Genomic DNA, 22,894 nt, shown 5'->3' on the forward strand with positions numbered 1-22,894 from the left:
CGACACTCGTGGCGCGACGCGCTTGGCACACTTTTTCCGCGGCCTGCCGACCATGCCCGTGCGCGGCCTCCCTTGCGCTGGCGGCGCTCGTGTGTCATAAATAAGTGACTGCTTATACAAGGAGACAGATCATGACCAGCACGAGCACCATCGACCCGGTCGCGACCGCCGGCCTCATGACCCGCGAGGTCCGCGACGGCAGCCGGGACGGCATGCCGACCAAGATCGCGGTCGCGCGCCGCACGTACGCCGCCGACCAGGACGACCTGTGGAACGCGCTGACCTCCGCCGAGCGCCTCCCCCGCTGGTTCCTGCCCGTCAGCGGCGACCTCACCGTGGGCGGCCGCTACCAGTTCGAGGGCCAGGCGGGCGGCCTCGTCGAACGCTGTGACGCCCCGGAGAGCTTCGCCGTCACCTGGGAGTTCGGCGGCCAGGTCTCCTGGGTGCGGGTCTCCCTCAGCCCGGCCGACGACGGCACCACGCTGGAGCTCGTGCACGAGGCCGTCGTCGACCCCGACTTCTGGACCCGGTACGGGCCTGGTGCCGTCGGCGTGGGCTGGGACCTCGGCCTGGTCGGGCTCGGCCTGCACCTCGCCACGGGCTCCGCCAACGACGCCACCGAGTTCGAGTCGTGGACCCTCTCCCCCGTCGGCGTCGAGTTCGTCAGGCTGGCGAGCACGGACTGGGCCGACGCCGCCATCGCCTCCGGGGAGGACGCCGACCAGGCCCGCGCCGCCGCCGAGCGCACCCTGGCCTTCTACACCACGCAGCCGGAGGCCTGAGTGCCCGCCGCCGCCCCGCGGCGCGGCGGCGCCGGCTTCGGGGACGGGCCCGCCGACGGCGGCGGTGCGCTCGGCGGCGACACGGCTGCCGACGGCGACTCCCCCGGCGAGCGGGCGCGGGACGCGGCCCTGGACACGGCGCGGGCCGGGGTGTTCGAGGCGCTCGGCGACCCCGTCCGCCGTCGGCTGCTGGAGCTGCTCGCCGCCGGCGAGCAGCCCGCGGGCGCCCTGGTCGCCGCCCTGCAGGCGCGCGTGCGCATCACGCAGCCGGCCGTCTCGCAGCACCTGAAGGTGCTGCGCGAGGCCGGCCTGGTGCGGGTGCGGGCCGAGGGCACCCGCCGCCTGTACACCGTCGACGACACCGGGACGGCCGCCGCGCAGGCCTGGCTCGCCCGGTTCGAGGACACGTTCGCCCAGCCGCTCGACGCCCTGGCGACGGAGCTGGCCCGCGGCCGCCGCGAGCGCCGTCGGGCAGCGCCTGGGCGGGAGGCGGCGTCCGATGCGGCGGCGGGCTGAGCCCGAGTCGGGTGGTCGGTAGAAGGTCAGGTGGTCGGCAACCCGGGTTGCCGACCACCTGACCTTCTGCCGACCATCCGGCGGCGCGCCGCGCACCGCGCCGCCGGCGCGCCTCAGTAGCGCTTCGGGAGCTTCAGGTGCCGCTCGGCCATGATCGTGCGGAGCAGGTCCGGGCGGTCGGTGATGAGGCCGTCGACGCCGATGTCCAGCAGCGCCTCCATGGTGGCGCGATCGTCGACGGTCCACGGGACGACGTCCATGCCGGCGCGGTGCGCGGCGCGGACGAGTTCGGGCGTGGTGAACGGGACGTAGCCGGGGTCGTGCACGCCGCCGCCCTGCGGGTCGCCGTGCACGGGCGAGACGGCGTCGGCGCCGAACGAGGCTGCCGCGGCGACGAACTTCTGCTGGGTGGTGCCCGGGAAGTCGTCGATGTCGAGGCCGCCGAGCCACGGAGACGCGCCGTCGACGCCGACCTGGAGGAACTGCTGGCCGTTGGTCAGCGCCACGAGGCCGAAGCGCGGCTCGACCTCGCTCATCCGCATGAGCGAGCCCCAGTCGAAGCTCTGGATCGTCACCTGGTCGACCAGCCGGGCCTTGCGCACCTCGCGGGCGACGACCTGCACGAACTGCTCGCGCGGCGCCGTCTGCTCGGGGGCGCCGGCCTCGACCTTGGTCTCGATGTTGAGCATGACCTGGTGCGCGCGGTGGCGGTTGACCAGGGCCAGCACCTCTGACAGCAGCGGCATGCGCTCGCCCGGGTGCAGTTCCTGCCCGGGGAACTGCGGCTGGCGCAGCGACCCGCAGTCGATGGTGCGCACCTGCGCGAGGGTGAGGTCCTTGATGTACGTCTTGTTGGGCACGTACGGGAACTGCGGGTCGCCCGGGAACGCGGGCTCGGTGTCGATGCACTTGGCCGGGCTCGGGTCGCGGTCGTGCGTGACGACGGCGTACCCGTCGCGCGTGATCTGCACGTCGAGCTCGAGCGTGCTGACGCCCAGCGCGAGCGCGTTGTCAAAGGCCGGGAGCGTGTTCTCCACGGTGAGCGCGATGCCGCCGCGGTGGGCCTGGAGGTCGAAGGTGCGGTGGTGGCCGGCCGGGCGGGCGGCGGCAGCCGCGGCAGTCCTGGCGCCGTCGTCCGTGGTGCTCAGCGCGGACGACGGTGCGGCGCCCAGGGCCAGCGCGCCCGCGAGGGTCACGGCGAGGGCTGCGGCGGTGCGGGCGGCGACGACGCCGTGTGGGGTGGTCCTCATGCGGCTGAGCCTGGACACGCCCCGTGGCCGGGTCGTGGCGACACGCCGTCAGAAGGGCGACGACGGCATGAACGCCCGGCGACGCTGCGCGCCCGCCCTGACGCACGTACGGTCCAGGGGTGGGGTTCATCCGGGTGGGCGGGCTTCGGATCGCTTACGAGCGGGCCGGCCAGGGGCCGCCCCTGGTCCTCGTGCACGGCGCCGCCGAGGACTGCCGCGTCTGGCGGCCCCAGCTCGCCGGCCTGGCCGAGGAGCTGACGGTCGTGGCGTGGGACGAGCCGGGTGCCGGGCGATCGTCCGACCTGCCCGTGGGCTTCGGGCTGGCCGGCTTCGCGGACGGGCTCGCCGCGCTGATCGAGGCGCTGGGGCTCGGACCCGCGCACGTAGCCGGCCGGTCCTGGGGCGGCACCGTGGCGCTCGAGCTCTACCGCCGTCGGCCCGAGCTGGTCGCGACCCTCGTCCTGGTCGACACCTACGCCGGATGGAAGGGATCGCTGCCCGCCGCCGAGGTGCGAGCGCGGGTCGCCGGAGCACGCAGGATGCTCGCCGCGCCTCCCGTGGAGCTCGGCCTCGCCTTTCCGGGGCTGTTCGCCGGCGACCCGCCGGCGGAGCTCGTGCCGCTGCTCGCGGACATCGCCGCCGACGTGCGCCCGGCCACCCTCGCCCAGCAGCTGGAGATCATGGCCGAGGCCGATCTTGCCGACCTGCTGCCGCGGATCGACGTCCCCACACTGCTGATCTGGGGACGCCTGGACGCGCGCTCCCCTCTCGGGGTCGCGCGCAGGTTCGAGGCGGCGATCCCGGACGCGACGCTCGTCGTGGTCGAGGGCACCGGCCACATGAGCAACCTGGAGCGTCCCGAGCCCGTGAACGACGCCGTCCGTGGCTTCTGCCGCACCCATCCGCCCGGCGCAAAGCGGTAGAAATCCCCAGGTGGGAGTACCGTTCTCGCGTGGCTCATCTGGACTGGGAGATCAAGGCAAGCCTGCTGATGTACGTGATGGGGGCGCCGGGCGGCCGCATCGTGCAGGACGACGCCGTGGGCGGCACGGGCGCCTCGTTCCACTTCCCGCTCGACCCGGACCGCACGCCCGAGGTGTCGGCGGACTCCTCGTCGTTCGCGTTCACGGGCTCCGTGATCTTCATCGGGCACTTCGGCTCGTTCGTGGGCGAGGTCGCCGACATCGAGGTCGTCGCGCCCGCCGACGGCGGCGCCGACTGGACCATGTCGATCCGGGACCGGGAGTCGGACGTGCGCACGGTCGCCTTCCGCCTGGCCGGCTCTCCGGAGCGGTCGGCCGACGGCGCCCGCCTGACCTGGCAGCAGGTCGAGCTCACGGAGGACGGCGCGAAGCTCTGGGGCGGCAGCTACCCCGAGGCGACCCCCTTCGAGCCGGTCTCGATCGACCTCTCCTGACCTCACCCGCCCCGGCTCGTCAGGCGGCGGGCGGGGTGACGTCGACGGACGTGAGCCGGGTCGCCTGGGCCTCCGTCAGGGGCAGGGACAGGGCGGCGATCGCCGCGTCCAGCTGGGCGGGCTTGCTGCCGCCCAGCATCGGGTGGATGCCACGGGACGCCAGCCAGGCGAGCACCACCTGGCCGCGGGTCGCGCCCAGCTCGGCCGCGACGTCGTCGAGCACGCCGAGCCGCCGCGTGGTGCCCGGGTGGTCGAAGACCTCGGGGATCGGCTTGGCCGGGTTGTCGTACGCGCCCGACAGCAGCGGCGTGTACGCCCAGACGTCCAGGTGCTCGACGGCGGCCAGGTCGACGAGCTCGTCGTCGAGCCAGCCGAACCGGTGGTTGCCCGTGAGCGTGCCGGGGCGCGGCTGGAGGTAGCTGTAGGCGTGCTGGACCACGCTGAACGGCTCCCTGCCCTGCCCGACGGCGTGCCGGCGCGCGCGCTCGACGCGCCACGCCGGGTGGTTCGAGGTGCCGATCCGCGCCGCGACGCCGTCGGACACGAGGTCGGCGCAGGCGTCGGCAGTCTCCTCGACGGGGACGGAGCGGTCCTCCATGTGGGCCCAGGCCAGGTCGACGTGGTCGGTGCCGAGGCGGCGCAGGCTGCCCGTGATCTGCTCGCGGATCGCGGCGGGCGCGAGGCCCGTGCGGGAGGCGGGCCAGTGCGCGGCGTCGCGGGGCTCGGCACCGAACTTGGTGGAGAGCAGCACCCGGTCGCGCACACCGGGGCGGGCCGCGAACCAGCGGCCGAGCACCTCCTCGCTCTGGCCACCGTAGCCGGACTCGCTCGCCCAGAACGCGTAGCAGTCGGCGGTGTCGATCCAGCGGCCGCCGGCGTCGACGAACCGGTCCAGGAGGTCGAACGCCGTGGTCTCGTCGACGGTGGTGCCGAACATCATGGCGCCGAGCACGAGGCGCTCGGCGGGGGTGTGCTGTGTGGTGGTCATGGGACCAGCGAAATCCCTGGAGCGCACTCCAGGTCAAGGGGAGGATCTGAGGATGATCACGTATTCGCCCGCACAGGCCGCCGAGGTCTCCGGCTTCAGCATCGACACGCTGCGGTACTACGAGCGCGAGGGCATCCTGCGTCCCATCGCGCGGACGTCGGGCGGGCACCGCACGTACACCGAGGACGACCTGGGGTGGCTCGACCTGGTGCACTGCCTGCGCGACACCGGCATGCCGATCGCGGACCTCAGGCGGTACGCCGAGCTGTCGCTCGACGAGGCGACGCTGGCCGCGCGCGTCGCGCTGCTGGAGGAGCACGACCGGCGGGTGCAGGAGTCGATCGACACCCTCCGCGGCCAGCAGGAGCGCCTCCGGGAGAAGATCCGCTGGTACCGGGATCAGGGCGTGTGAGCCGACCACAGCAGTTGCTGCCAGTTCAGGCGCTGCGGTGGCAGCAACCGCTGTGGTCAACGGGTCTTGGAGCCGGGTAAGTCGGGGGTGGACTTTTCTCTGATCCGGCGGGGTCCGCTGGTAGGTTTTCCGGCATGACGTCACCAGCACCCGGCGTCGGCGAGGTCGCGCCAGCGGCCGTCGGCCCCGGTCCGGTCCCGTCAACCGATCCCGGGCCCGCAGCAGCCCCCACGCCGACCCCGGAGCTCCCGCCGGTCCCCGCGCCGCCGGCCCCGGAACCGACCGCAGTGCTCCCGCCGGTTCCCGCGCCGCCGACGGCCGAGGCCGAGCCGACCGACGCGGTCGAGCCCGAGCCGGCCGACGACGAGCCGGGCGCGGCCGAGACCGAGGCCGAGCCGGTCGCGGAGGCCGGAGCGGTCGTCGAGCCCGTCCCGGCGCCGCCCGCCGTCGAACCCGTCCCGGCGCCGCCGGTCGACGAGGTCGCGGAGGTTGTCGAGGCAGTCGAGCCCGAGCCCGAGCCCGAGCCCGCACCGGAGCCCGCCCCCGCCCCTCGCGCGGCGGCCCTGCCGATGCGGCCCGTGCGGCGGATCCCCGCCAGCGGCGAGCGCCTGGGCCGGTTCACGCTGGCCGAGGCACTGGGCCACGGCGGGTTCGCGCACGTCTACCAGGCGCGGGCCGACGACGGCACCGAGGTCGCCCTGAAGGTCCTCACCGGGCTGCACGACGACGCCCGGGAGCGCTTCGCGCAGGAGGCGCACCTGCTGGAACGCCTGGACGGCCGAGGCTTCCCGCGGTTCGTCGAGGCCGGCCTGGACGCGACGCAGCCGTGGTTCGCGATGGAGCTCGTGCCCGGCACCACGCTGCGCGACCGGGTGCGCGAGGAGGGGCCGCTGTCCGGCCCCGAGGCGCTGCGCCTCGCCCGGCAGATCGTCGACGCGCTGCTCGTGCTGCAGGAGGAGCGCTGCCTGCACCGCGACCTCAAGCCGGCGAACATCATGGTGGACGGCGATCGCGCGGTGCTCATCGACCTGGGCATCGCCAAGGTGTTCGACGCCGCGACGTCCACGCAGCCGGCCGGGACCATGGCCTACATGGCGCCCGAGCTGTTCGGGCGCCGGGTGCACCCGCGGTCCGACGTGTACAGCCTGGGCCTGCTGCTCGTGTACGCGAGCACGGGCGCGCTGCCGCTGGACCTGAACTTCCTGGGCCGGGACCTGACGCCCGCCGACCTCGTGGAGGAGGAGCCGGCCGGCGTCGTCCCGCACGACGATCCCCTGCCCGAGCGCCCGGTCATCGACCGGCACCTGCAGTCGCTGGTGCTGGCCATGACCCGGTACCAGCCGAACCACCGGCCGCCGCTGGAGAACATCGCGAGCGTGGTGCGCGCCCGGATCGCGAGCGCGACGCCGGACCCGACGCTGCTGCTCACCTCGCAGCTCATCAGCGACGGCGTGACTGCGGCCGAGGTCGCGGCGCTCCCCGCGACGGACATCCTGCCCGGCCGGGGTCACACCAAGCTGTTCCAGCGGGACGTCGACCGGTCGGACGAGATCACGCCCACCCGCGTCCCGGAGCCCTGGCACGCCCTGGTGTACGACCGGGCGCTGATGAGCGTGCTGACCGAGGTGCACGCGGACGGGTTCGACGGCGCCGCGGAGCAGGTCGTGGCCGACCACATCGCGGAGATCGGCGCGGAGGTGGCCGGCGGCCGGACCCCGGCCGAGATCAAGGACTGGATCTGGCAGGCGATGCGCTGGCGGGTCACCACGCCGCCCGACGGGCACGCCGACACGCTCCGCGGCTGGCGCACGTTCCGCAGCCCCGAGCCGGCTCCGGCGAGCAAGCGGGCACCCGTCACCAGCCGGCCGCGGTCCGTGGCCCCGGTCGGGTCGCCCGCGGCGGGGTCCGGCGCAGCACCCGCGTCGGCGGCGACGACCCAGGTGGTGCGCAGCCAGGTTCCGCCGCCGCAGTCGTACCAACCGCGCAAGAGCTCGGTCAAGCACCTCGGACCCACCCCGAAGCAGGCCGGTCCCGCGGCGTCGGTGCGCACCACCCGGCCGCTGCCGGCACTGCCCGCCGCGCAGCCCGCGCGACCGCCCGCCGCACAGCCGTCCCGGCAGCCCGGCAACCAGCCCGCCGCGCAGCAGGGGCGACAGCCCGGCACGCAGCCGGCGCGCAAGTCCGGCACCCAGGCCCGCAAGCAAGGCACGCAGGTGCAGCGCCGGGCCGGCGCACAGCCTCAGGCGCAGCCCCGGCCCGCCGGGCAGCGGTCCGCCGCTGCGCGGCCGCAGAGCGTGCAACCGGGCCGGCCGCCGTCGGCCCAGCCGGGCACGCAGGCACGCCCCCCGGTGAACGCTCCAGCGCCGCGCAAGCGGCCGCGGGTGCTGCGCGTGCTGGGCGCCCTGCTGCGCTGGGTGCCCCGGCTGCTGCTCCTGGCCGCCGGATACGTGCTGATCACCGAGGACGCGCAGGGCGGCGACCCGTTCCTCGCCGCGCCGGCCCTCGGGACCGCCGCGTTCGGGCTGGCCGTGCTGCTGCGCGTCGCCGGACACCGGATGTGGATCTGGGTCTACGTGCTGTGCTCGGTGCTCATCGCCGCGGGCTCGGCGCTCATGTGGGCCACGAACACCGGGCTGCTGCGAATGTTCTGACGCGCTCCCGGCCCCGGTCAGCGCCGGACGCGCGCGCGGGACCGCGCGACACCGGCCAGCGTGGCGCGCACGGGTGTCCCGAGGTAGATGCCCAGGGACGCGCCCGCTGCCAGCCCTACGCCGACGGAGGCTGCGAGCACGAGGGACGCAGCCCCGCCGCCGGCCGGCGAAGCCGGGTCGGCGTGCACCATGCCGAGCAGCCCGTAGAAGACCGCACCGCCGGGGACCAGCGGCACGATGGCCGCCGTCGTCACCGCGACGGACGGGACGTGCAGGTTGTGGGCGATCAGAACGCCGACGAAGCTGGCGAGCAGCGCCGCGAGGCCGCTCGCGGCCGCCTCGTGCAGGTCGGACGTCAGCACCATCGCGTGGCTGAGCGCCGTGACCGTGCCCAGCACGGCGCTCACGGCCACGATGCGCGAACCGGCGCCGTTGAACAGCGCCACCGCGACCGCGATGATGACCGCCCCGCCGACCTGGTTCGGCAGCGGGCCCAGCGGCGACGGACCGTCCGGCAGGGTCATCCGGAACCCGAGCATGCTGCCGAGCTCCAGCCCGGCCAGGATGCCCACCACCAGACCGAGCGTCTGCAGCGTGAGATCGAGGATGCGGCCCGCCGCGGTGAGCGCGAACCCGTCGATCGCGTCCTGGGCCGCACCCACCACGGTGAGCCCGGACAGCATCAGCACGATGCCGGACGCCACGATGATGGCGGGCTGCACCCCGGCGAAGGGTTCGACGTCGGCCGCGGCGAGCGCGGACACGATCACCGCGACCACCGTGGTGACGAAGGCTCCCGCGATCTGGCTGAAGAAGGACGGCACGCGCAGCCGGGCGAGCCCTGACTGGGTCGCCGCGGCCCCGAGCGCCGCGACGAACGTGAGCCCCACCAGCACCGCTGATCCGCCGGACAGGATGCTCGCACCCACGGCGAGCAGCGCCCGGGCGACCACGACGACCGGCTGCCGGTAGCGGAACGGTACCCGCCGGATGGCCCGGAACGCCGTCCGCGCCTCGTCCAGGTCCATCCCGTCGTCGACGGCGACCAGCAGCGCCTGCATGCGCTGCAGCTTGGTGTGGTCGGGCGCCGCCACGCGCACGACCCGGAGCAGCGTGTGCGGCCAGCGGTCGCCGCTGGGCTGGTACGAGAGGGCGATCGACGTGTAGGTGACGTCCACGTGCACGCCCTTGAGCCCGTACGCGCCGGCAACGCGCGTGATCGCAAGGGTCACCTCGTGCGCGGACGCCCCGACGGCGAACATCGACTCGCCGATCCGCATCGCCAGGTCGAGCGCCCGGATCACCATCGTGTCGTCGACGGCGGGATGGACCTCGGTGTCCGGGGCCTCGGAGGGATCGGTGTGCAGGGCCCGGCGCACCGACGCGTACAGGCTTCGACGGGCTGGCTGGGGCATGCGTCCCATTGTGCTGAGAGGCTCCGTCACCGGCATCCGGCCTGGGGGTCCCGTGCGCGCGGGCCGTCGTCCGGGACCCGGTCCCGCGCGCTCGCGCTCAGCGGGAGGAGGCCGTCGCCGCGTACGCGTTGAGCCGCTGGTTGCGCTCCTGGATCGCCTCGGCCGTGGGCGGGACGACGAGCTCACCGCCCGGCGCGGCCGTGGCCTGCGCGTGTGTCACGTACGGGCGCTGCCGCTTCTCGTGCTCGGCGAACGCGGCGTCGAGGTCGTGCGGGTGCGCGGCAAGAGCCTCGGCGAGGATAGAGGCTCCCGTCAGCGCGATCGAGGTGCCGCGCCCGGACAGGCCGGAAGAGCAGGAGGCGGCGTCGCCGAGCAGGACCACCCGGCCCCGGTGCCAGGCGTCCATGTGGATCTGGGCCACGGTGTCGAAGTAGAGGTCGGGATCCGCCGTCAGGGCGTCCACGATCTCGGGAACACGCCATTCGGTGTGCCCGGCGAACGCGCCGGCGAGGAGGCGCCGGCCGGAGTCCGGGTCGCGGTAGTCGTGGTCGAGCGGCTCCGAGCGGAAGGTCGCCACTGCGAGCACCTTGTCGTGGTAGCGGGCCACGCCGATCATGCGGCCGGGATAGTTGTAGAAGGAGTTCTCCCGGCTCGCCGCGTCGCCCCGGCCGGGCATCAGCCCGAACGCGACGTAGCACCCGAGCGGGCGCAGGTACTCGCTCTCGGGGCCGAACACCAGGCGCCGGGTCGCGGAGTGGATGCCGTCGGCACCGACGACCAGGTCGAAGCGGTCGGTCGCACCGGAGGCGAAGGTGACGTCCACGCCGGCGCCGTCGTCGTCCAGGGCGGTGACGTGCTCGTGGAAGACCAGACGCGCGGCGTCGGGCAGGGCGTCATGGAGGATCCGGGTCAGGTCCTCCCGCGCGATCTCGATGTCGTCGGGCGAGTCACCGACCAGGTCCTGTGGCGCCGTGGCGAGCACGGCGCCGTCGGGTCCGACGAAGTGAACGGTCTCGGTCATCCGCAGCCGGGCGCCCCGCACCGCGTCCAGGACACCCATCTGCTCCGCGGCACCAAGGGCGTCGCCGCGCAGGTCGATCGGCGACCCGCCGGTACGCAGCCGGTCCGCCCGCTCGACGATCGTGACCTCGTGCCCCGAACCGCCGAGCGTGATGCCCGCGGACAGGCCCGCCAGTCCGGCACCGGTGATCAGGATCCGCATGGTGACCTCCTCCCAAGAGACACTTTGTCTCTTAATCGTCCTGGTACCGTAGCACAGGGAGGAGACATAGTGACTCTTAATGGGGAACGGCGGCGGCGCGGCGCCGAGCTGGAGACCGCTCTGCTGGACGCGGCCTGGGCCGAGCTGGGCGAGCGCGGCTACGACGACCTGACCTACGAGGCCGTCGCACAACGCGCCCACACCGGGCGAGCCGTGCTGTACCGGCGCTGGCCTGCCAAGGCCGAGCTCGTGCATGCCGCGGTGCTGCACGTGCTCGACCGGCCCAGCGACCTGCCGGACACGGGCAGCCTGCGCGGCGACGTGATCGCCGCCCTCCGGCAGGCCAACAGCACCAAGGTCGTCCTCGGCGTGCAGCTGCTGACCCGCCTGGGCAACTACTACCGTGCGACCGGCGTCTCGCTGGGCGACCTCATCGACTCGGCCACCGGTGGCACGAACCCCGTCATGCGGACCATCGCCGAACGCGCGGCCGCACGGGGCGAGCTCGAACCCGGCACGATCCCGGACCGCGTGCTGCGCGTGCCGGTGGACCTGTTCAGGCTGGAGTTCATCCTCACCTACGACCCGGTACCCGAATCGGTGATCCTGCAGATCGTCGACGACGTCTTTCTGCCGCTGGTCAATGCCTGGCGCTCCGGAACGCCGTGACGCCCGCGCCGTGACGGTCGAGCATCGCACGCAGCGCGTCCGCCGACACGCTCGCGCCGAACGCCTCCGTGCCCGGCTGGAGGCGGACGCCGTCGGACAGGGTGCCCGCTCGTACCGGGTCGAAGCCGAGCCGGTCGACCAGCCGGGCCACGGCGGCGACGTCGTCCGCGTCGTCCCCCGCGACGGCGATGCCCTTTCGTGCGGGATCGCCCGCAGGGCGGGACCCGTCCTCGAGGTCGTGGTAGCCCATGTGGTTGAACGCCTTGACGACACGCGCGCCGGGCAGCGAAGCCTGGACGAGCTCGCTGGTCGACGCGCGAGGGTCGGACAGCTCCGCCCCGTCACCGTCGGTCTCCCGCCAGTAGTTCATGGCGTCGACGACGAGCTTGCCGCGCAGGTCGGCCGCGGGAAGGGTCCGGTACCTGCCCAGGGGAAGGGCGAGGACGACGACGTCGGCCTCCCGCGCCGCGTCAGGAGCCCGTACCGCCGACGCGCCGGGTACGACGGTCCGCACCGTCAGCGCGATGCGCGACGGATCGCCGGAGCCCGCGATCAGCACGCGGAAGCCGGCGTCCAGGGCGAGGCGGGCCAGGGCGGTGCCGACCTTGCCCGCCCCGAGGATGCCGAGGGTGGTGACAGCCATCAGGCCTCGCCACGTTCCCGGGCGACGACGTCGCGCACGGCCGGCGCCACCTCGGCCGCGAACCGCTCGGTGGTCGCCACGTCGTCGCCGCCGATCAGGTAGGCGGTGACGCCGTGCTCCAGCGCGAGCCCGGCGAGCTGCTCGACCCACTGGTCCACCGGTCCGTCCAGGAGCCCGCGGCCGGCCGGGGAGAAGCGCACGTTCATGAAGTTCATGAGCCTCCGGACGTCGCCCGGTGAGCGCCCGGCCGAGACCGCCGCCTCGTCGATGCGCGCGTTGATCCCGGGCAGCGAGTCCACGCCGTCGGGCAGGTACTCGATGGTGGGCAGCCAGCCGTCGCCGATCTCGCCGGTCAGGGCCAGCATCCGCTTCTTGTACGCGCCGATCCAGACCGGGATGTCGTGCGCGGGGGCGGGACCGCGCTTGGCCCCGGCGGCCTGGTAGTAGGTCCCGTCGAGCCGCACCCCGCCACGGGTCTCGGTGTCCCAGATCTCGCGGATGATCGTGACGGCCTCGCGGAGCGCGTCGACACCCTGGCCGGGCGTCAGCCGGCGTCCGCCCATCGCGGCGATGCCGTCCCAGAAGGCGCCCGCGCCGAGGCCGAGCTCCACCCGGCCTCCGCTGAGCCGGTCCAGCGACGCCGCGGCGCGGGCCAGCACGGCCGGCGGGCGCAGCGGCAGGCTCAGCACGTTGCCGCTCAGGTGCACCCGCTCGGTGCGGGCCGCGACGTAGCTGAGCAGGGTCCACGTGTCCAGGAACGTCGGCTGGTAGGGGTGGTCCTGGAAGGTCACCAGGTCCAGCCCGGACCGGTCAGCCGTCACGGCGAGGTCGAGCACGTGCCCGGCCCCCTGGGCGCTGGGTGTCACGAACGTGCCGAACAGCAGGTCGTGGCCGTAGTCGGTCATCTGTGTCATGCCTCCTCGCTCGCGCGGACGGCGTCGGAGCCGTCGCGCGGGTCGATGTTGAAGTTGTCGCGGAACAGGTTCTCGGGGTCGTAGCGGCGCTTCAGGTCGCGCAGCCGGGTGAGGACGGGCGGCGGGAAGGCGTCGTGCAGGCGCTCGGGCCGCAGGTCGGTGTCGAAGCTCAGGTACAGGCCGTCGAAGTGTCGGGCGAGCCGGTCCCACCGCGCGTCCAGGTCGTCCTGGTCGGCGCCCATGGCGGTGACCTGGAACGCCGGCGTGCGATGGGCGAACGCCGTCTCGTGGGCGGGGACGTCCGCGATCGCGCCGCCCATGGGGCGCAGCTCGTAGAAGAAGACGCGCCCGCTGCGCAGCAGCTCCGCGGTGTCGTGCGCGGCCTCGGGCGTGATCGCGGGCAGGAACGCCGAGCGCGAGACGGGCTCGCCCTGCCCGTGGTGCCCGTCGGGCCCTACGTCCGCCGCCTGTCCCATGATGTCCTTGTACCGCGTCAGGTAGGCCTCCTGCTGCACCAGGGCGCCGAGGTCCAGGAACGGTGTGAGCCGCTCGACGACGACCTGCGGGTCGGGCGAGTCGACGATCGCGTACAGCTGGATCATCGACTGCCCCTGCCGCGGCCGCCCGGTCACCAGGAAGACGGTCGTGTCGCGCGGCGCGGCGGTGGCGACCTCGCCGAACCGGAGCAGCGACTTCTCGATGTCGGTGGTGACCAGCGAGAGCTTGGCCCAGCCCACCTCCCCCACGTCGTCGACCTCGAACTCGAACGCGGTGGCGACGCCGAAGTTCGCCCCGGCCCCGCGCACGGCCCAGAAGAGGTCGGGGTGGTCGTCGCGGGTGGCCCGCACCGCGGTGCCGTCGGCCAGGACCAGCTCGACCGCCCGCAGGTGGTCGATCGTCAGCCCGTGCGCGCGGCCCAGCAGCCCGATGCCGCCGGCCGTGGCCAGCCCACCCACGCCCACGCCGCCGTAGTCGCCCGAGCCGAGCGCCCACCCGTACGGGTCCAACGCGGCCGCGACCTGCTTCCAGGTAGCCCCCGGGCCGATCCGCACCAGCCGCCGGGCCTCGTCGAGCACCTCCACGCGGTTCATCCGGCCGACGTCGACGACCACGCCGCCGTCGTTCGTCGAGCGGCCGCTCACACCGTGCCCGCCGCTGCGCACACCCAACGGCACGTGGGTGTGCGCACGCGCGAACGCCAGCGCGTCCGCGACCTGCTCGGGGGTCTCCGGCCGCAGCACCAGGCCTGGCGCCCCGCCGCGCAGGTAGTTCGAGCTCACGGCCAGGTACTCACGGTCGCCCGGTTCCACCGCCGTCGCCGCCAGGGAGGCGGGAACGGCGTCGTAGTCGATGCCGGCGCGCCGCAGTGCCCGGGCGACCCCGGTCCTGCGCCGCCCGCCGACGGGGCCGTCCGCGGCGACGATGTCCACCAGGCGGGCGACGTCGGCGCCGTCGCGCACCGGGACCACCACCGGCAGACCGCTCTCGGCGAGCGCCGCGAGCTCCGCACGGCCGGCGCCGGCGGGTGCGACCACCCAGCGGGAGCCGGCGACGAGCCGCGGTCCCGCGAGCAGGGCGGCGCTCTCCCACGCCTTGTCGACCACGGCGGGCACCGGCGCCTCCGGGTCGGTCCCCGCGAACGGCTCGCTCGCCCCGGCAGGGACCACCCCGATCCCGATGCTCTCGGTGGCACCGGCCACCCAGACGGCGGCGGTCCACGGGTCGATCCCGGCCGTGTCGGCGTCGGCGTCCGCACCCCGCACGACGACGAGGTCGAGGCCCCCGGCCTCGGCCTGGCGTGCGAGGTCGGCCGTCAAGGTCTCAGCGTCTGCCGAGAGCTCCGGCATGATTCCCAGCGCGAGTTCCATCGTGCTTCGCTTCCTTCTCATTCGTCGTCCGGTGTCCCGGCCGCCTCGACGGCGGCCTCCCTCGTCGCGGTCCCGCTCGGGTCCGGCTCGCCGATCTCCGCGTCGACGAGCGGCTTGACCTTGGTACCGAGCAGCTCGATCGCGTGCAGGTGCTCCGACTGCGACAAGCCGCCCCAGTCCATGTGGACGAACTGGCGCACGTGGCCCCACCGCTCGTGCAGCCGGACGATCCGCTCGGCGATCTCCTCCGGGGAACCCACCAGCAGCGCGCCGTCGGGCGCGGTCCCGGCGTCGTACGCCTCGCGGCCCGGTGCGCGGAACCCGCGCTGCTCACCCACGACCCGCATGAACTGGTGGTAGTGCGGCCACCACAGCTCCCGCGCCGCGTCGCCGTCGTCCGCGACGAAGCCGGGCGTACCGATCATCACGCGCGTCTGCTCGGGGGTGTTGCCGAGCTGACCCGCCGCGGCGCGGTAGAGGTCGGCGAGCGCGGCCGAGCGGAACGCGTTGCCGGCCAGCAGGCCGGTCGCCAGCGGGAGGCCGAGCTCGGCGGCGCGGACCGCGGACGACGGTGTGCCACCCACCCCGAGCCAGACCGGGAGCTGCCCGTGCTCCGCGCGCGGTGGCACGTACTCGCCGTTCAGGGCGGCCCGGGTCGTGCCGCGCCACGTCACCCGGGCCGAACGGTTGACCGCCAGCAGCAGCTCGAGCTTCTCGGCGAACAGCGTGTCGTAGTCCTCCAGCGCGTAGCCGAACAGGGGGAACGACTCGATCGAGGACCCTCGTCCGGCGATGATCTCCGCCCTGCCGTTCGACAGCGCGTCGACGGTCGCGAACTGCTCGTAGACCCGTACCGGGTCGTCCGTGCCGAGCACCGTGACCGCGCTGGAGAGCTTGATCCGCGACGTCTGCGCGGCGACGGCCGCGAGGATGGGCGCCGCCGCCGACGCCGGGAACTCCGGCGTGTGGTGCTCGCCGATGCCGAACCAGTCGAGCCCCACCTGCTCCGTCAGAACCGCCGCTTCCTCGATGTCGCGGATCGCCTGCGCCTCCGAGACCCGCTCGCCGGTCCCGGGGTGCGCGCTCGCGTCCCCGAACACCGCTACTCCCAGCTCCATGTCCTTGCTCCTCCGCCACTCGTCCGAGAAACGGACCACGGTCCGAATCTTGCCGTGGAATGTAACGGACCGTGGTCCGGATATGTTCCCGGGCGACGAGCGGTGGCTACTCTCGTGGGATGAGCGCACCGAGACCACCGGAGATCACGCTGGTGGGCCAGCCGCACAAGGAGCGATCCGACGCCGCGCGCAACCGCACCCGCCTGCTCGACGTCGCCGCGCGGCTGGTGGCCGAGCACGGCGCACAGAACGTCACGATGGACCAGATCGCGACAGCGGCCGGTGTGGGCAAGGGCACGGTCTTCCGTCGCTTCGGGGACCGCACGGGTCTCATGCGCGCCCTGCTCGACCACGCCGAGAGGGTGTTCCAGCAGGCATTCCTCACCGGCCCCGCGCCCCTGGGGCCCGGCGCCTCCCCGGCCGACCGTCTGCGCGCCTTCGGTGCCGCGACCATCGAGCACCGCCTCCGGTACCGCGACATGTACCTCGCCGCCGAGGAGCCGGCCGCCCAGCGCTACGCGAACGACCCGCCACGCGACCTGCTCGGGCGGCACATCGCGACGCTCCTCGCCGCGGCGGGCGCCACGGGCGACCTCGAGGTGCTCACCGAGAGCCTGCTCGCCTACCTCGACATGCCCCTGCTGAACCACCTCAGCACCCGGCGCGGGATGTCCATCGAACGCATCGCGGCGGGATGGGTGGAGCTGGCGGAACGGGCGATCAGGCCGGCTCCGCACCTACCGGAAGTCCCGTGACCGCGCCGGAACCGTCAGCGTCAGCGGCGCGAGGTGCTCCGCCAGGAGGTTGACGGCGCGGACTCCGCCCGACGCGTCGTCGTCGGTGTCCTGGGCCTCGATCCGGCCCCTGATCACCATGGCCTGCGCCGACCGCGCCACCTTCCGGAACCGCTGCCACAGCCCGACGGTGCAGATCACGTTGAGCAGCCCCGTCTCGTCCTCCAGGGACAGGAAGGTCACTCCCCCGGCCGTGCCCGGCCGCTGCCGGTGCGTCACCACCCCGCCGACGGCGACCCGGCGCCCCGCCTCGGTCGCCAGCGCCTGTGCCACGGTGAGCACGCCCGCCGCCTCCAGCCCCGGGCGCACGTGCTGCGTCGGGTAGGAGTCGGGCGTGACACCGGTGGCCCACGCGTCGGCCTGCGCCAGCTCGGCCTCGCTCATCCCGGGCAGTGTCGGGGCGTCGACGCCGACACTGACGCCGGGCAGCGTCGTCGGCCCTTCCTGGCCCAGCGCGCCCGCAGCCCACAGCCCCTCCCGGCGGTCGACGTCGAGCGGCTCCAGCGCCCCGGCCGTGGCGAGCGCCTCGAGCTGTGCCGTGGACAGCTCGACCCGGCGCACGAGGTCCCGCAGCGACGCGAAGCCCGCGCCGTCCGGGTCGCCGTCCGCACCACCCGGCGCGCCGACGGCGGCGTCCCGCGCCGCGACGATCTCCTCCGCCTTGTCCTTGCCGATGCCGCGTACGGACTCCAGGCCCATGCGGACCGCGAGCGCCGGGTCGGCCTGGACGAGCCGCGCGACGGAGGGGACGAGCCCGGCCTCCGGTCCGCCGTCGCCGCCGGGCGGGGCGGTGCCCGGCACCTGCTCCACGCTCGCCAGCACCCGGGACGCCGTCACCGAGGGCCGCAGCACGCGCACCCCGTGCCGGCGTGCGTCGGCGACCAGGGACTGCGGCGAGTAGAACCCCATGGGCTGGGCCGCGAGCAGTCCCGCGTAGAACGCGGCCGGGTGGTGCACCTTGAGCCACGAGCTCACGTACACGAGGTGCGCGAAGGAGTAGGCGTGCGACTCGGGGAAGCCGAAGTCGGCGAAGGCCTTGAGCTTCTCGAAGATCTCGTCCTGCTCGTCGGGCTCGACGTCGTTGGCCGCCATCCCGGCGTAGAACCGGTCGCGGAGCTCCTCCATGCGCTCTTGCGACCGCTTGGATCCCATGGCTCGCCGGAGCTGATCGGACTCCGTGGGCGTGAACCCGGCGATCTTGATGGCCATCTGCATGAGCTGCTCCTGGAACAGCGGCACGCCGAGGGTGCGCTTCAGCACGGGCTCGAGCAGCGGGTGCGGATAGGTCACCTTCTCCCGCTTCCGGGCCCGTTCGATGTACGGGTGCACCGACCCGCCCTGGATGGGCCCGGGCCGGATGAGCGCGACCTCCACGACGATGTCGTAGAACTTCCGCGGTCTCAGGCGCGGCAGCGTCGCCATCTGGGCGCGGGACTCCACCTGGAAGACGCCCACGGTGTCGGCGGCGCACAGCAGGTCGTAGACGAGCTCGTCGTCCTGCGGCAGCTCGTGCAGCGTGAGCGCTTCACCTGTGTGCTCCTCGACGAACTCGAACGCGTACCGGATCGCGGTCAGCATGCCCAGGCCGAGCAGGTCGAACTTCACGAGCCCCGCGTCCGCACAGTCCTCCTTGTCCCACTGGAGCACCGTGCGGCCCTCCATGCGCGCCCACTCCACGGGGACCACCTCGATCACCGGGCGGTCGCACATGACCATGCCGCCCGAGTGGATGCCCAGGTGCCGGGGCAGGCGCAGCATCCGGTCGGCCAGGTCGAGCACGTCGTCGGGGATCTCGCCCTCCTCGGCCGCCGTCGGCGGCGTGCGGAACGGGACGACGTCGTGGGTGTCGTCGGCGCGCTCCCGGGGCTCGCCCGCGGCGCGCGCCTCCTGCGCCAGCACGTCCACGAAGGTCGCCGCGTCGCCCGGCCCCCACAGCGCCGTCATCCGGGCGTCCTTGGCCGCTGTCCGGTTCTGCGGGGCAGGCTGCGCCGGGATCGCCCGCGGCTTCAGCGTCCCCCAGCGCTCGATCGACTTGGACCACGCGTCCTGCTGCCCGATGTCGTAGCCGAGCGCACGGGCGGCGTCGCGCACCGCCGAGCGCGGGCGGTAGGAGATGACGTTCGCGACCTGCGCCGCATGCCTGCGCCCGAACTTGTCGTAGACGTGCTGGATCACCTCCTCACGCCGCACCGACTCGATGTCGACGTCGATGTCCGGCGGCCCGTTGCGGGCCTCGGCGAGGAACCGCTCGAACAACAGGCCGTACTTCACCGCGTCCACCGCGGTGATCCCCAGGGCGTAGCAGACCGCCGAGTTCGCGGCGCTCCCCCGGCCCTGCGCGAGGATCCCGTGGGTGCGGCAGAACTCCACGATGTCGTAGACCACCAGGAAGTACCCGGGAAAGCCGAGGCGGATGATGATCTCCAGCTCGTACTCGATCTGTTCCCAGGCCTTCGTGTTGCCCGTCCGGGGGCCGTACCGCCGCTCCGCGCCCCGGTAGGCGAGCTCGCGCAGCCAGGACGCCTCGTCGTGCCCGGGTGGTACGTCGTAGGGCGGCAGCTCCGGCTTGATGAGCTCCAGGTCGAACGCGCACTCCGCCCCGAGCGCGGCCGCCGTCGCCACGGCCTGCGGGTGCAGCCGGTGCAGGCGCGCCATCTCGGCGCCGCTGCGCAGGTGGGCGGTGGGAGCGCCGGGCAGCCAGCCGTCCAGGTCGTCCAGGCTCGACCGGGCGCGGACGGCGGCCAGCGCCCCGGCCAGGTCGGCGTCCCGGGGGCGGGCGTAGTGCGCGGCGGTGGTCGCGACGAGCGGCAGGCGCGCGTCGTCGGCCAGGAGGGCGAGCGCGTCGTGCAGGTCGGCGTCGCGCGGGTCGCCGGTGGCGGTGATCTCGACGGCGACGTTGTCCCGTCCGAAGGCGTCGGTCAGCAGGTCCAGCTCCCGCCGGGCGCGGGCGAGCCGGTCGGTGCGGTTCCCGGCGCCCGACGCGGGAAGCAGGGCCTGGCGGACGGCGCCCTTGCGGCAGCCCGTCAGGGCCAGCCACTCGCCGGACGCCGCCTCGCCCAGGCCTTCCAGCGTGTAGTGCGCGGCGCCCTTGACCCCGGCCTTCAGGTGCGCGGTGCCGATCGCGCTCGACAGGTTGCGGTACCCCTGCGGCCCGCGCGCGAGCACGAGCAGGTGCGTCGCGCGCGGGTCGGGGACCCCGGTGGGCGGGTCGAGCACGGGCACGCCCCGGGTACCGGTCGAGCCCGTCGAGACCATCGGCAGGTGCAGCTCCGCCCCGAACGCGGCGGGCAGCCCCACGGCCTTGGCCGCCTCCGAGAACCGCACCACGCCGTACAGCCCGTCGTGGTCGGTGACCGCGAGCGCCTTGAGCCCCAGCCGTGCGCCCTCGGCGGCGAGTTCCTCGGGGTGGGACGCGCCGTCGAGAAAGCTGAACGCGGAGTGCGCGTGCAGCTCGGCGTAGGGAACGTCCGGGTCGCGCCGGCCGCTCGGCGCCCCCTTGGTCACGACGTGCCCCTACGGCGTGCGAGATCGGCACCCTCCTCGGGGGTCGGCAGTCTGCATCGAGATCGGTCCAGCGCTGGACCGATCTCGATGCAAGAGACCGAGTTTGTGGCACAAACTGCCGACTGCCTAGTCATAGAGGGCCTCCAGGGACCAGGTACCCGCTGCCGCCGAGAGCAGCAGGCCGAGCGCGGGCTCGCCGTCGACCACGACCTGGAGGAACACGCGGCGCCTGCCGCGCGGCGTCCACCAGCGTTCCGCGACCGGCCACGGCCCGGCCCAGTCGACGACGTCGGCATCCAGCCCGGCCCAGGACCCGCCGCCGGACACTGCGCCTCCCCCGCCGGGAGCGCCGTCCGCCTCGGGCACCATCACGCGGGCCGGGTCGCCGCTGACCGCCAGCCGCACGTCGACGACGACGGGGCGCCCCTGCGCGTCGAGCACCCGCGCGGGGACGGGTTCGGGCAGCACGACCGACGGCGCGGGCGGCGGCAGCGCGCCGGGCCAGGGCCGGTCGGGCTCGCGCTCGGGCGGGACCTGCTCGCCGTAGGGCACGAGCTGGACGCGGTCGCGGGGGTCGCGCCCGCCCTGGAGCCGCACGGTGAGCACGGCGTCGCCGCCGAGCAGGGCCTGCACGCGCTCGACGGCGCGGCGGGCGCGCAGGTCCTCGCCCGCGCCGGGCCCCCACAGGCGTGGCTGCAGGGCGCCGGCGGGCGCCACCTCCTCGGCGGCCAGGGTCAGGCCCGCGATCGGGGCGGGCTGCTCGCCCCGCCCCAGGGACGACGCCGTGAGCCAGCCCTCGAGCTGCCAGCGCACCCGGTCGGTGATCCGGGCGGCAGACAGGCCGCCGAGCGTGTCGTCGGTGCGCCACAGCCGCTCCAGGGTGCGAGCCTCGCCCGTGACCGGGTCGACGGCGCGCGCCGTGATCCGCAGCCGGCCGCACGCCAGGCCCCGGCGGTGCAGGTCGTCGTGCAGGCGTTCGGCCAGGCGGCGGGCGGCGAACGTGGCGACGTCGACCCGGTGCGCCGGCGGGTCCAGCTCCTCGGCGACCGTGAGGTCCTCGACGAGCCGGCGCCGGGCCGGGGGCCGCACGTCCTGCCCGCGGGCGAGGCGCTGCGCCCAGACGCCGAGGTCGCCGAACCGGGCCGCGACGGCGGCGTCCGGCAGTGCCGCGAGGTCGGCGAGCGTGCGCACGCCGAGCCGGCGCCACAGGTCGACGAGCTCGGTCAGGGCACGGTCGGCGGGCCTGGCGTGCACGAGCGTCGCGGCGGGCCGGGGCGCGAGGTAGTCCCGCGAGTCCCCCGGCGGCACGACGGCGTCGTCCCGGGCGGCCAGGACGGCGGCCAGGAAGCCGTCGGCGACCCCGACCTGGCACTCGTGACCGGTGCGCACGGCGACCTGTTCGGTCAGCTCGCGCGCCAGGTCGTGCTCCGAGCCGTGGTAGCGGGCCGCGCCGCCGGACGGCAGCAGGAGCAGGCCGGGGCGGGCGATCTCCAGCCCGGAGACCACGGTCTCGGCGGCCACGGCGACGGGCTCGAACTCGCGGGCGTCGCGGGCGTCGTCGGCGGTCCAGAGCTGCAGGTCGGGGCAGCGGCCCTGGGCCTCGCGGCGGCGCATACCCCGGCGCACCCCGGCGCTGCGCGCGGGGGCGGACACGGCCACGACGCGGCCGCCGGGGCCGCCCGTGACGGCGGCGGGCACCTCGGGACCCAGGCCCGCGACGACCAGCGCCGCGACGACCGGCCAGTCCGGCACCCAGAGGCAGGCGGTACGGGTCGCGGACGTCATCCCACCAGCTCCAGCGGTGTCCGGCCGCCCTCGGCGACCTCGTCCGGCGCCGCGGCGCCGGCGGTGCGCGCCCAGGGCCCGGCCGCCCGGCACACCGGGAGCTCGACGTCCAGGTGCAGGGGGCGCGCCGCGCTCCCCCGCCCGGTGCGTCGCACGCGCAGGGTCCGGCGGCGCAGCCAGCCCACCCCGTGGTCGACGCCGGCCCAGCCCCCCGCGGTGGCCTCCAGCACCACGTGCGCCCCGGCCCAGCCGCCCGCTGCGCCCGACGAGGCGGCCGGGAGCAGCACGGTGCCCCGGTCGCGGGCGCGCGCTGTCAGCCGACGACGGTCCTGGTCCAGGAGCGCCACCTCCGGCCCGACCACGACCACGTCCATGCCGTCGATCAGCGCGGCGAGCACCGCGGGGGCGTCCACCCCCGACCCGGCCGGCAGCGGCACCACGAGGGTGCGCGCCAGGTCGCACCCGGCGTCGGCCGCGGCGGCCAGCCCCGCGGCCGGGTACCCGACCAGGACGGTCCAGGCCCCGTCGCGGGACGCCTCGGCGAGCAGGGTGAGCAGCAGCGACGTCGAGCCCCGGACCACCACGGTGGTGCCGGCCCGCAGGCCGCCGTCGGGCAGGAGCGCCGCGAGGTGCGGGTGCACGGGCAGCACGCGCGTGTCCTCGCCCGGGTGCACCGGCTCGGTCAGCAGCCCGCCCCGCAGCGCCCGGACCTGCACCCGGGACGGCGTGGCCTGCTTGCGTACCCCGGTGCGCGTCTCGGCCGACCGCAGTGCCGCGAGCGCCTGCGCGTGCTTGCTGCCCGCGTCGGCGGTACCGGCGTCGGCGGCGGTGTCGGCCTTCGAGGAGATGGTTACGGCGGTCATGTCCCTCCAGCGATGGTGCCTGCCGGCGGAGACCGGTGGTGGAGCACTTTACGAACACACGTTCGATAGAACACCAGTACACC

19 protein-coding genes are annotated in these 22,894 nt (G+C 74.6%); 8 read left to right on the top strand and 11 right to left on the bottom strand.

Features of this window, described 5'->3' with window-relative positions; genetic code table 11:
• Window positions 1-131: 131 nt before the first annotated feature.
• Together ACH47X_RS05065 and ACH47X_RS05070 are read left to right on the top strand one after the other, a co-directional pair.
• Complete coding sequence (locus tag ACH47X_RS05065; RefSeq protein WP_397402018.1) at window positions 132-782, top strand: SRPBCC family protein; 651 nt, start codon at window positions 132-134, stop codon at window positions 780-782.
• Window positions 783-1,298 carry an ArsR/SmtB family transcription factor gene (locus ACH47X_RS05070; protein WP_397402020.1) on the top strand — a complete coding sequence of 172 codons (516 nt, stop codon included), beginning with the start codon at window positions 783-785 and terminating at the stop codon, window positions 1,296-1,298.
• A gap of 113 nt (window positions 1,299-1,411) precedes the next feature.
• On the opposite strand, the gene ACH47X_RS05075 is transcribed toward ACH47X_RS05070, so the two are convergent.
• Window positions 1,412-2,548 (bottom strand): glycerophosphodiester phosphodiesterase family protein, encoded by a 1,137-nt coding sequence (locus ACH47X_RS05075; protein WP_397402022.1) that lies wholly within the window; start codon window positions 2,546-2,548, stop codon window positions 1,412-1,414.
• Window positions 2,549-2,667: 119 nt separating this feature from the next.
• Here ACH47X_RS05075 and ACH47X_RS05080 point away from each other — a divergent pair, with 119 nt between their 5' ends.
• A complete protein-coding gene (locus tag ACH47X_RS05080) occupies window positions 2,668-3,471 on the top strand; it encodes an alpha/beta fold hydrolase (protein ID WP_397402024.1) in 804 nt (267 codons plus the stop codon).
• Between the two features lie 29 nt (window positions 3,472-3,500).
• The gene (locus ACH47X_RS05085) at window positions 3,501-3,965 is read left to right on the top strand and encodes an HtaA domain-containing protein (RefSeq protein WP_397402026.1); all 465 of its coding nucleotides are present in this window, start codon (window positions 3,501-3,503) and stop codon (window positions 3,963-3,965) included.
• Between the two features lie 19 nt (window positions 3,966-3,984).
• On the opposite strand, the gene ACH47X_RS05090 is transcribed toward ACH47X_RS05085, so the two are convergent.
• Window positions 3,985-4,953 (bottom strand): aldo/keto reductase, encoded by a 969-nt coding sequence (locus ACH47X_RS05090; RefSeq protein WP_397402028.1) that lies wholly within the window; start codon window positions 4,951-4,953, stop codon window positions 3,985-3,987.
• Between the two features lie 52 nt (window positions 4,954-5,005).
• On the opposite strand from ACH47X_RS05090, the gene ACH47X_RS05095 reads away from it, so the two are divergent.
• Together ACH47X_RS05095 and ACH47X_RS05100 are read left to right on the top strand one after the other, a co-directional pair.
• A complete protein-coding gene (locus ACH47X_RS05095) occupies window positions 5,006-5,365 on the top strand; it encodes a MerR family transcriptional regulator (protein ID WP_036968760.1) in 360 nt (119 codons plus the stop codon).
• A gap of 134 nt (window positions 5,366-5,499) precedes the next feature.
• Window positions 5,500-8,016: a serine/threonine-protein kinase gene (locus ACH47X_RS05100; RefSeq protein ID WP_397402031.1), complete on the top strand. Its 2,517-nt coding sequence runs from the start codon at window positions 5,500-5,502 to the stop codon at window positions 8,014-8,016.
• Window positions 8,017-8,033: 17 nt separating this feature from the next.
• On the opposite strand, the gene ACH47X_RS05105 is transcribed toward ACH47X_RS05100, so the two are convergent.
• Complete coding sequence (locus ACH47X_RS05105; protein WP_397402033.1) at window positions 8,034-9,431, bottom strand: threonine/serine exporter ThrE family protein; 1,398 nt, start codon at window positions 9,429-9,431, stop codon at window positions 8,034-8,036.
• A gap of 97 nt (window positions 9,432-9,528) precedes the next feature.
• Window positions 9,529-10,653, bottom strand: coding sequence for an FAD-dependent monooxygenase (locus ACH47X_RS05110; protein ID WP_397402035.1), 1,125 nt, complete (start codon window positions 10,651-10,653; stop codon window positions 9,529-9,531).
• A 69-nt stretch (window positions 10,654-10,722) separates the two neighbouring features.
• Between ACH47X_RS05110 and ACH47X_RS05115 the strand changes: the two genes are divergently transcribed.
• On the top strand, window positions 10,723-11,322 hold the full coding sequence (locus ACH47X_RS05115; protein WP_397402037.1) for a TetR/AcrR family transcriptional regulator: 600 nt from the start codon (window positions 10,723-10,725) through the stop codon (window positions 11,320-11,322).
• On the opposite strand, the gene ACH47X_RS05120 is transcribed toward ACH47X_RS05115, so the two are convergent.
• Genes ACH47X_RS05120 through ACH47X_RS05135 form a run of 4 tightly spaced genes read right to left on the bottom strand, consistent with a single transcriptional unit; the run spans window position 11,294 to window position 15,865 of the window.
• Window positions 11,294-11,965 (bottom strand): NADPH-dependent F420 reductase, encoded by a 672-nt coding sequence (locus ACH47X_RS05120; protein WP_397402039.1) that lies wholly within the window; start codon window positions 11,963-11,965, stop codon window positions 11,294-11,296. The genes ACH47X_RS05115 and ACH47X_RS05120 overlap by 29 nt on opposite strands.
• A complete protein-coding gene (locus tag ACH47X_RS05125) occupies window positions 11,965-12,879 on the bottom strand; it encodes an LLM class flavin-dependent oxidoreductase (RefSeq protein ID WP_397402041.1) in 915 nt (304 codons plus the stop codon). Before ACH47X_RS05125 ends, ACH47X_RS05120 begins: the two co-directional genes overlap by 1 nt.
• The gene (locus ACH47X_RS05130; protein WP_397402043.1) at window positions 12,876-14,747 is read right to left on the bottom strand and encodes an FAD-binding protein; all 1,872 of its coding nucleotides are present in this window, start codon (window positions 14,745-14,747) and stop codon (window positions 12,876-12,878) included. The genes ACH47X_RS05125 and ACH47X_RS05130 overlap by 4 nt, the downstream gene beginning before the upstream one ends.
• 17 nt (window positions 14,748-14,764) lie before the next feature.
• Complete coding sequence (locus tag ACH47X_RS05135) at window positions 14,765-15,865, bottom strand: LLM class flavin-dependent oxidoreductase (protein ID WP_397402045.1); 1,101 nt, start codon at window positions 15,863-15,865, stop codon at window positions 14,765-14,767.
• 119 nt (window positions 15,866-15,984) lie between these two features.
• Here ACH47X_RS05135 and ACH47X_RS05140 point away from each other — a divergent pair, with 119 nt between their 5' ends.
• A complete protein-coding gene (locus ACH47X_RS05140; RefSeq protein ID WP_397402047.1) occupies window positions 15,985-16,620 on the top strand; it encodes a TetR/AcrR family transcriptional regulator in 636 nt (211 codons plus the stop codon).
• On the opposite strand, the gene ACH47X_RS05145 is transcribed toward ACH47X_RS05140, so the two are convergent.
• From ACH47X_RS05145 to ACH47X_RS05155, 3 genes are all read right to left on the bottom strand, one after another.
• The gene (locus ACH47X_RS05145) at window positions 16,603-20,163 is read right to left on the bottom strand and encodes an error-prone DNA polymerase (RefSeq protein WP_397402049.1); all 3,561 of its coding nucleotides are present in this window, start codon (window positions 20,161-20,163) and stop codon (window positions 16,603-16,605) included. The two genes, ACH47X_RS05140 and ACH47X_RS05145, sit on opposite strands and share 18 nt — an antisense overlap.
• Window positions 20,164-20,289: 126 nt before the next feature.
• Window positions 20,290-21,948, bottom strand: a complete 1,659-nt coding sequence (locus tag ACH47X_RS05150; RefSeq protein WP_397402051.1) for a Y-family DNA polymerase — start codon at window positions 21,946-21,948, stop codon at window positions 20,290-20,292.
• A complete protein-coding gene (locus ACH47X_RS05155) occupies window positions 21,945-22,811 on the bottom strand; it encodes a hypothetical protein (RefSeq protein ID WP_397402053.1) in 867 nt (288 codons plus the stop codon). Before ACH47X_RS05155 ends, ACH47X_RS05150 begins: the two co-directional genes overlap by 4 nt.
• Between the last annotated feature and the right edge of the window lie 83 nt (window positions 22,812-22,894).

The organism is Promicromonospora kroppenstedtii, assembly GCF_044389675.1.
In the GTDB taxonomy this organism is placed as follows: domain Bacteria; phylum Actinomycetota; class Actinomycetes; order Actinomycetales; family Cellulomonadaceae; genus Promicromonospora; species Promicromonospora kroppenstedtii.

Bases quoted from the DNA above. Each gene is read 5' to 3' on its own strand.
- ACH47X_RS05140 (WP_397402047.1), top strand. From the start codon at position 15,985: ATGAGCGCACCGAGACCACCGGAGATCACGCTGGTGGGCCAGCCGCAC.
- ACH47X_RS05090 (WP_397402028.1), bottom strand. From the start codon at position 4,953: ATGACCACCACACAGCACACCCCCGCCGAGCGCCTCGTGCTCGGCGCC.
- ACH47X_RS05130 (WP_397402043.1), bottom strand. From the start codon at position 14,747: ATGGAACTCGCGCTGGGAATCATGCCGGAGCTCTCGGCAGACGCTGAG.
- ACH47X_RS05095 (WP_036968760.1), top strand. From the start codon at position 5,006: ATGATCACGTATTCGCCCGCACAGGCCGCCGAGGTCTCCGGCTTCAGC.
- ACH47X_RS05120 (WP_397402039.1), bottom strand. From the start codon at position 11,965: ATGGCTGTCACCACCCTCGGCATCCTCGGGGCGGGCAAGGTCGGCACC.
- ACH47X_RS05150 (WP_397402051.1), bottom strand. From the start codon at position 21,948: ATGACGTCCGCGACCCGTACCGCCTGCCTCTGGGTGCCGGACTGGCCG.
- ACH47X_RS05155 (WP_397402053.1), bottom strand. From the start codon at position 22,811: ATGACCGCCGTAACCATCTCCTCGAAGGCCGACACCGCCGCCGACGCC.
- ACH47X_RS05065 (WP_397402018.1), top strand. From the start codon at position 132: ATGACCAGCACGAGCACCATCGACCCGGTCGCGACCGCCGGCCTCATG.
- ACH47X_RS05105 (WP_397402033.1), bottom strand. From the start codon at position 9,431: ATGCCCCAGCCAGCCCGTCGAAGCCTGTACGCGTCGGTGCGCCGGGCC.
- ACH47X_RS05100 (WP_397402031.1), top strand. From the start codon at position 5,500: ATGACGTCACCAGCACCCGGCGTCGGCGAGGTCGCGCCAGCGGCCGTC.
- ACH47X_RS05110 (WP_397402035.1), bottom strand. From the start codon at position 10,653: ATGCGGATCCTGATCACCGGTGCCGGACTGGCGGGCCTGTCCGCGGGC.
- ACH47X_RS05135 (WP_397402045.1), bottom strand. From the start codon at position 15,865: ATGGAGCTGGGAGTAGCGGTGTTCGGGGACGCGAGCGCGCACCCCGGG.
- ACH47X_RS05075 (WP_397402022.1), bottom strand. From the start codon at position 2,548: ATGAGGACCACCCCACACGGCGTCGTCGCCGCCCGCACCGCCGCAGCC.
- ACH47X_RS05125 (WP_397402041.1), bottom strand. From the start codon at position 12,879: ATGACACAGATGACCGACTACGGCCACGACCTGCTGTTCGGCACGTTC.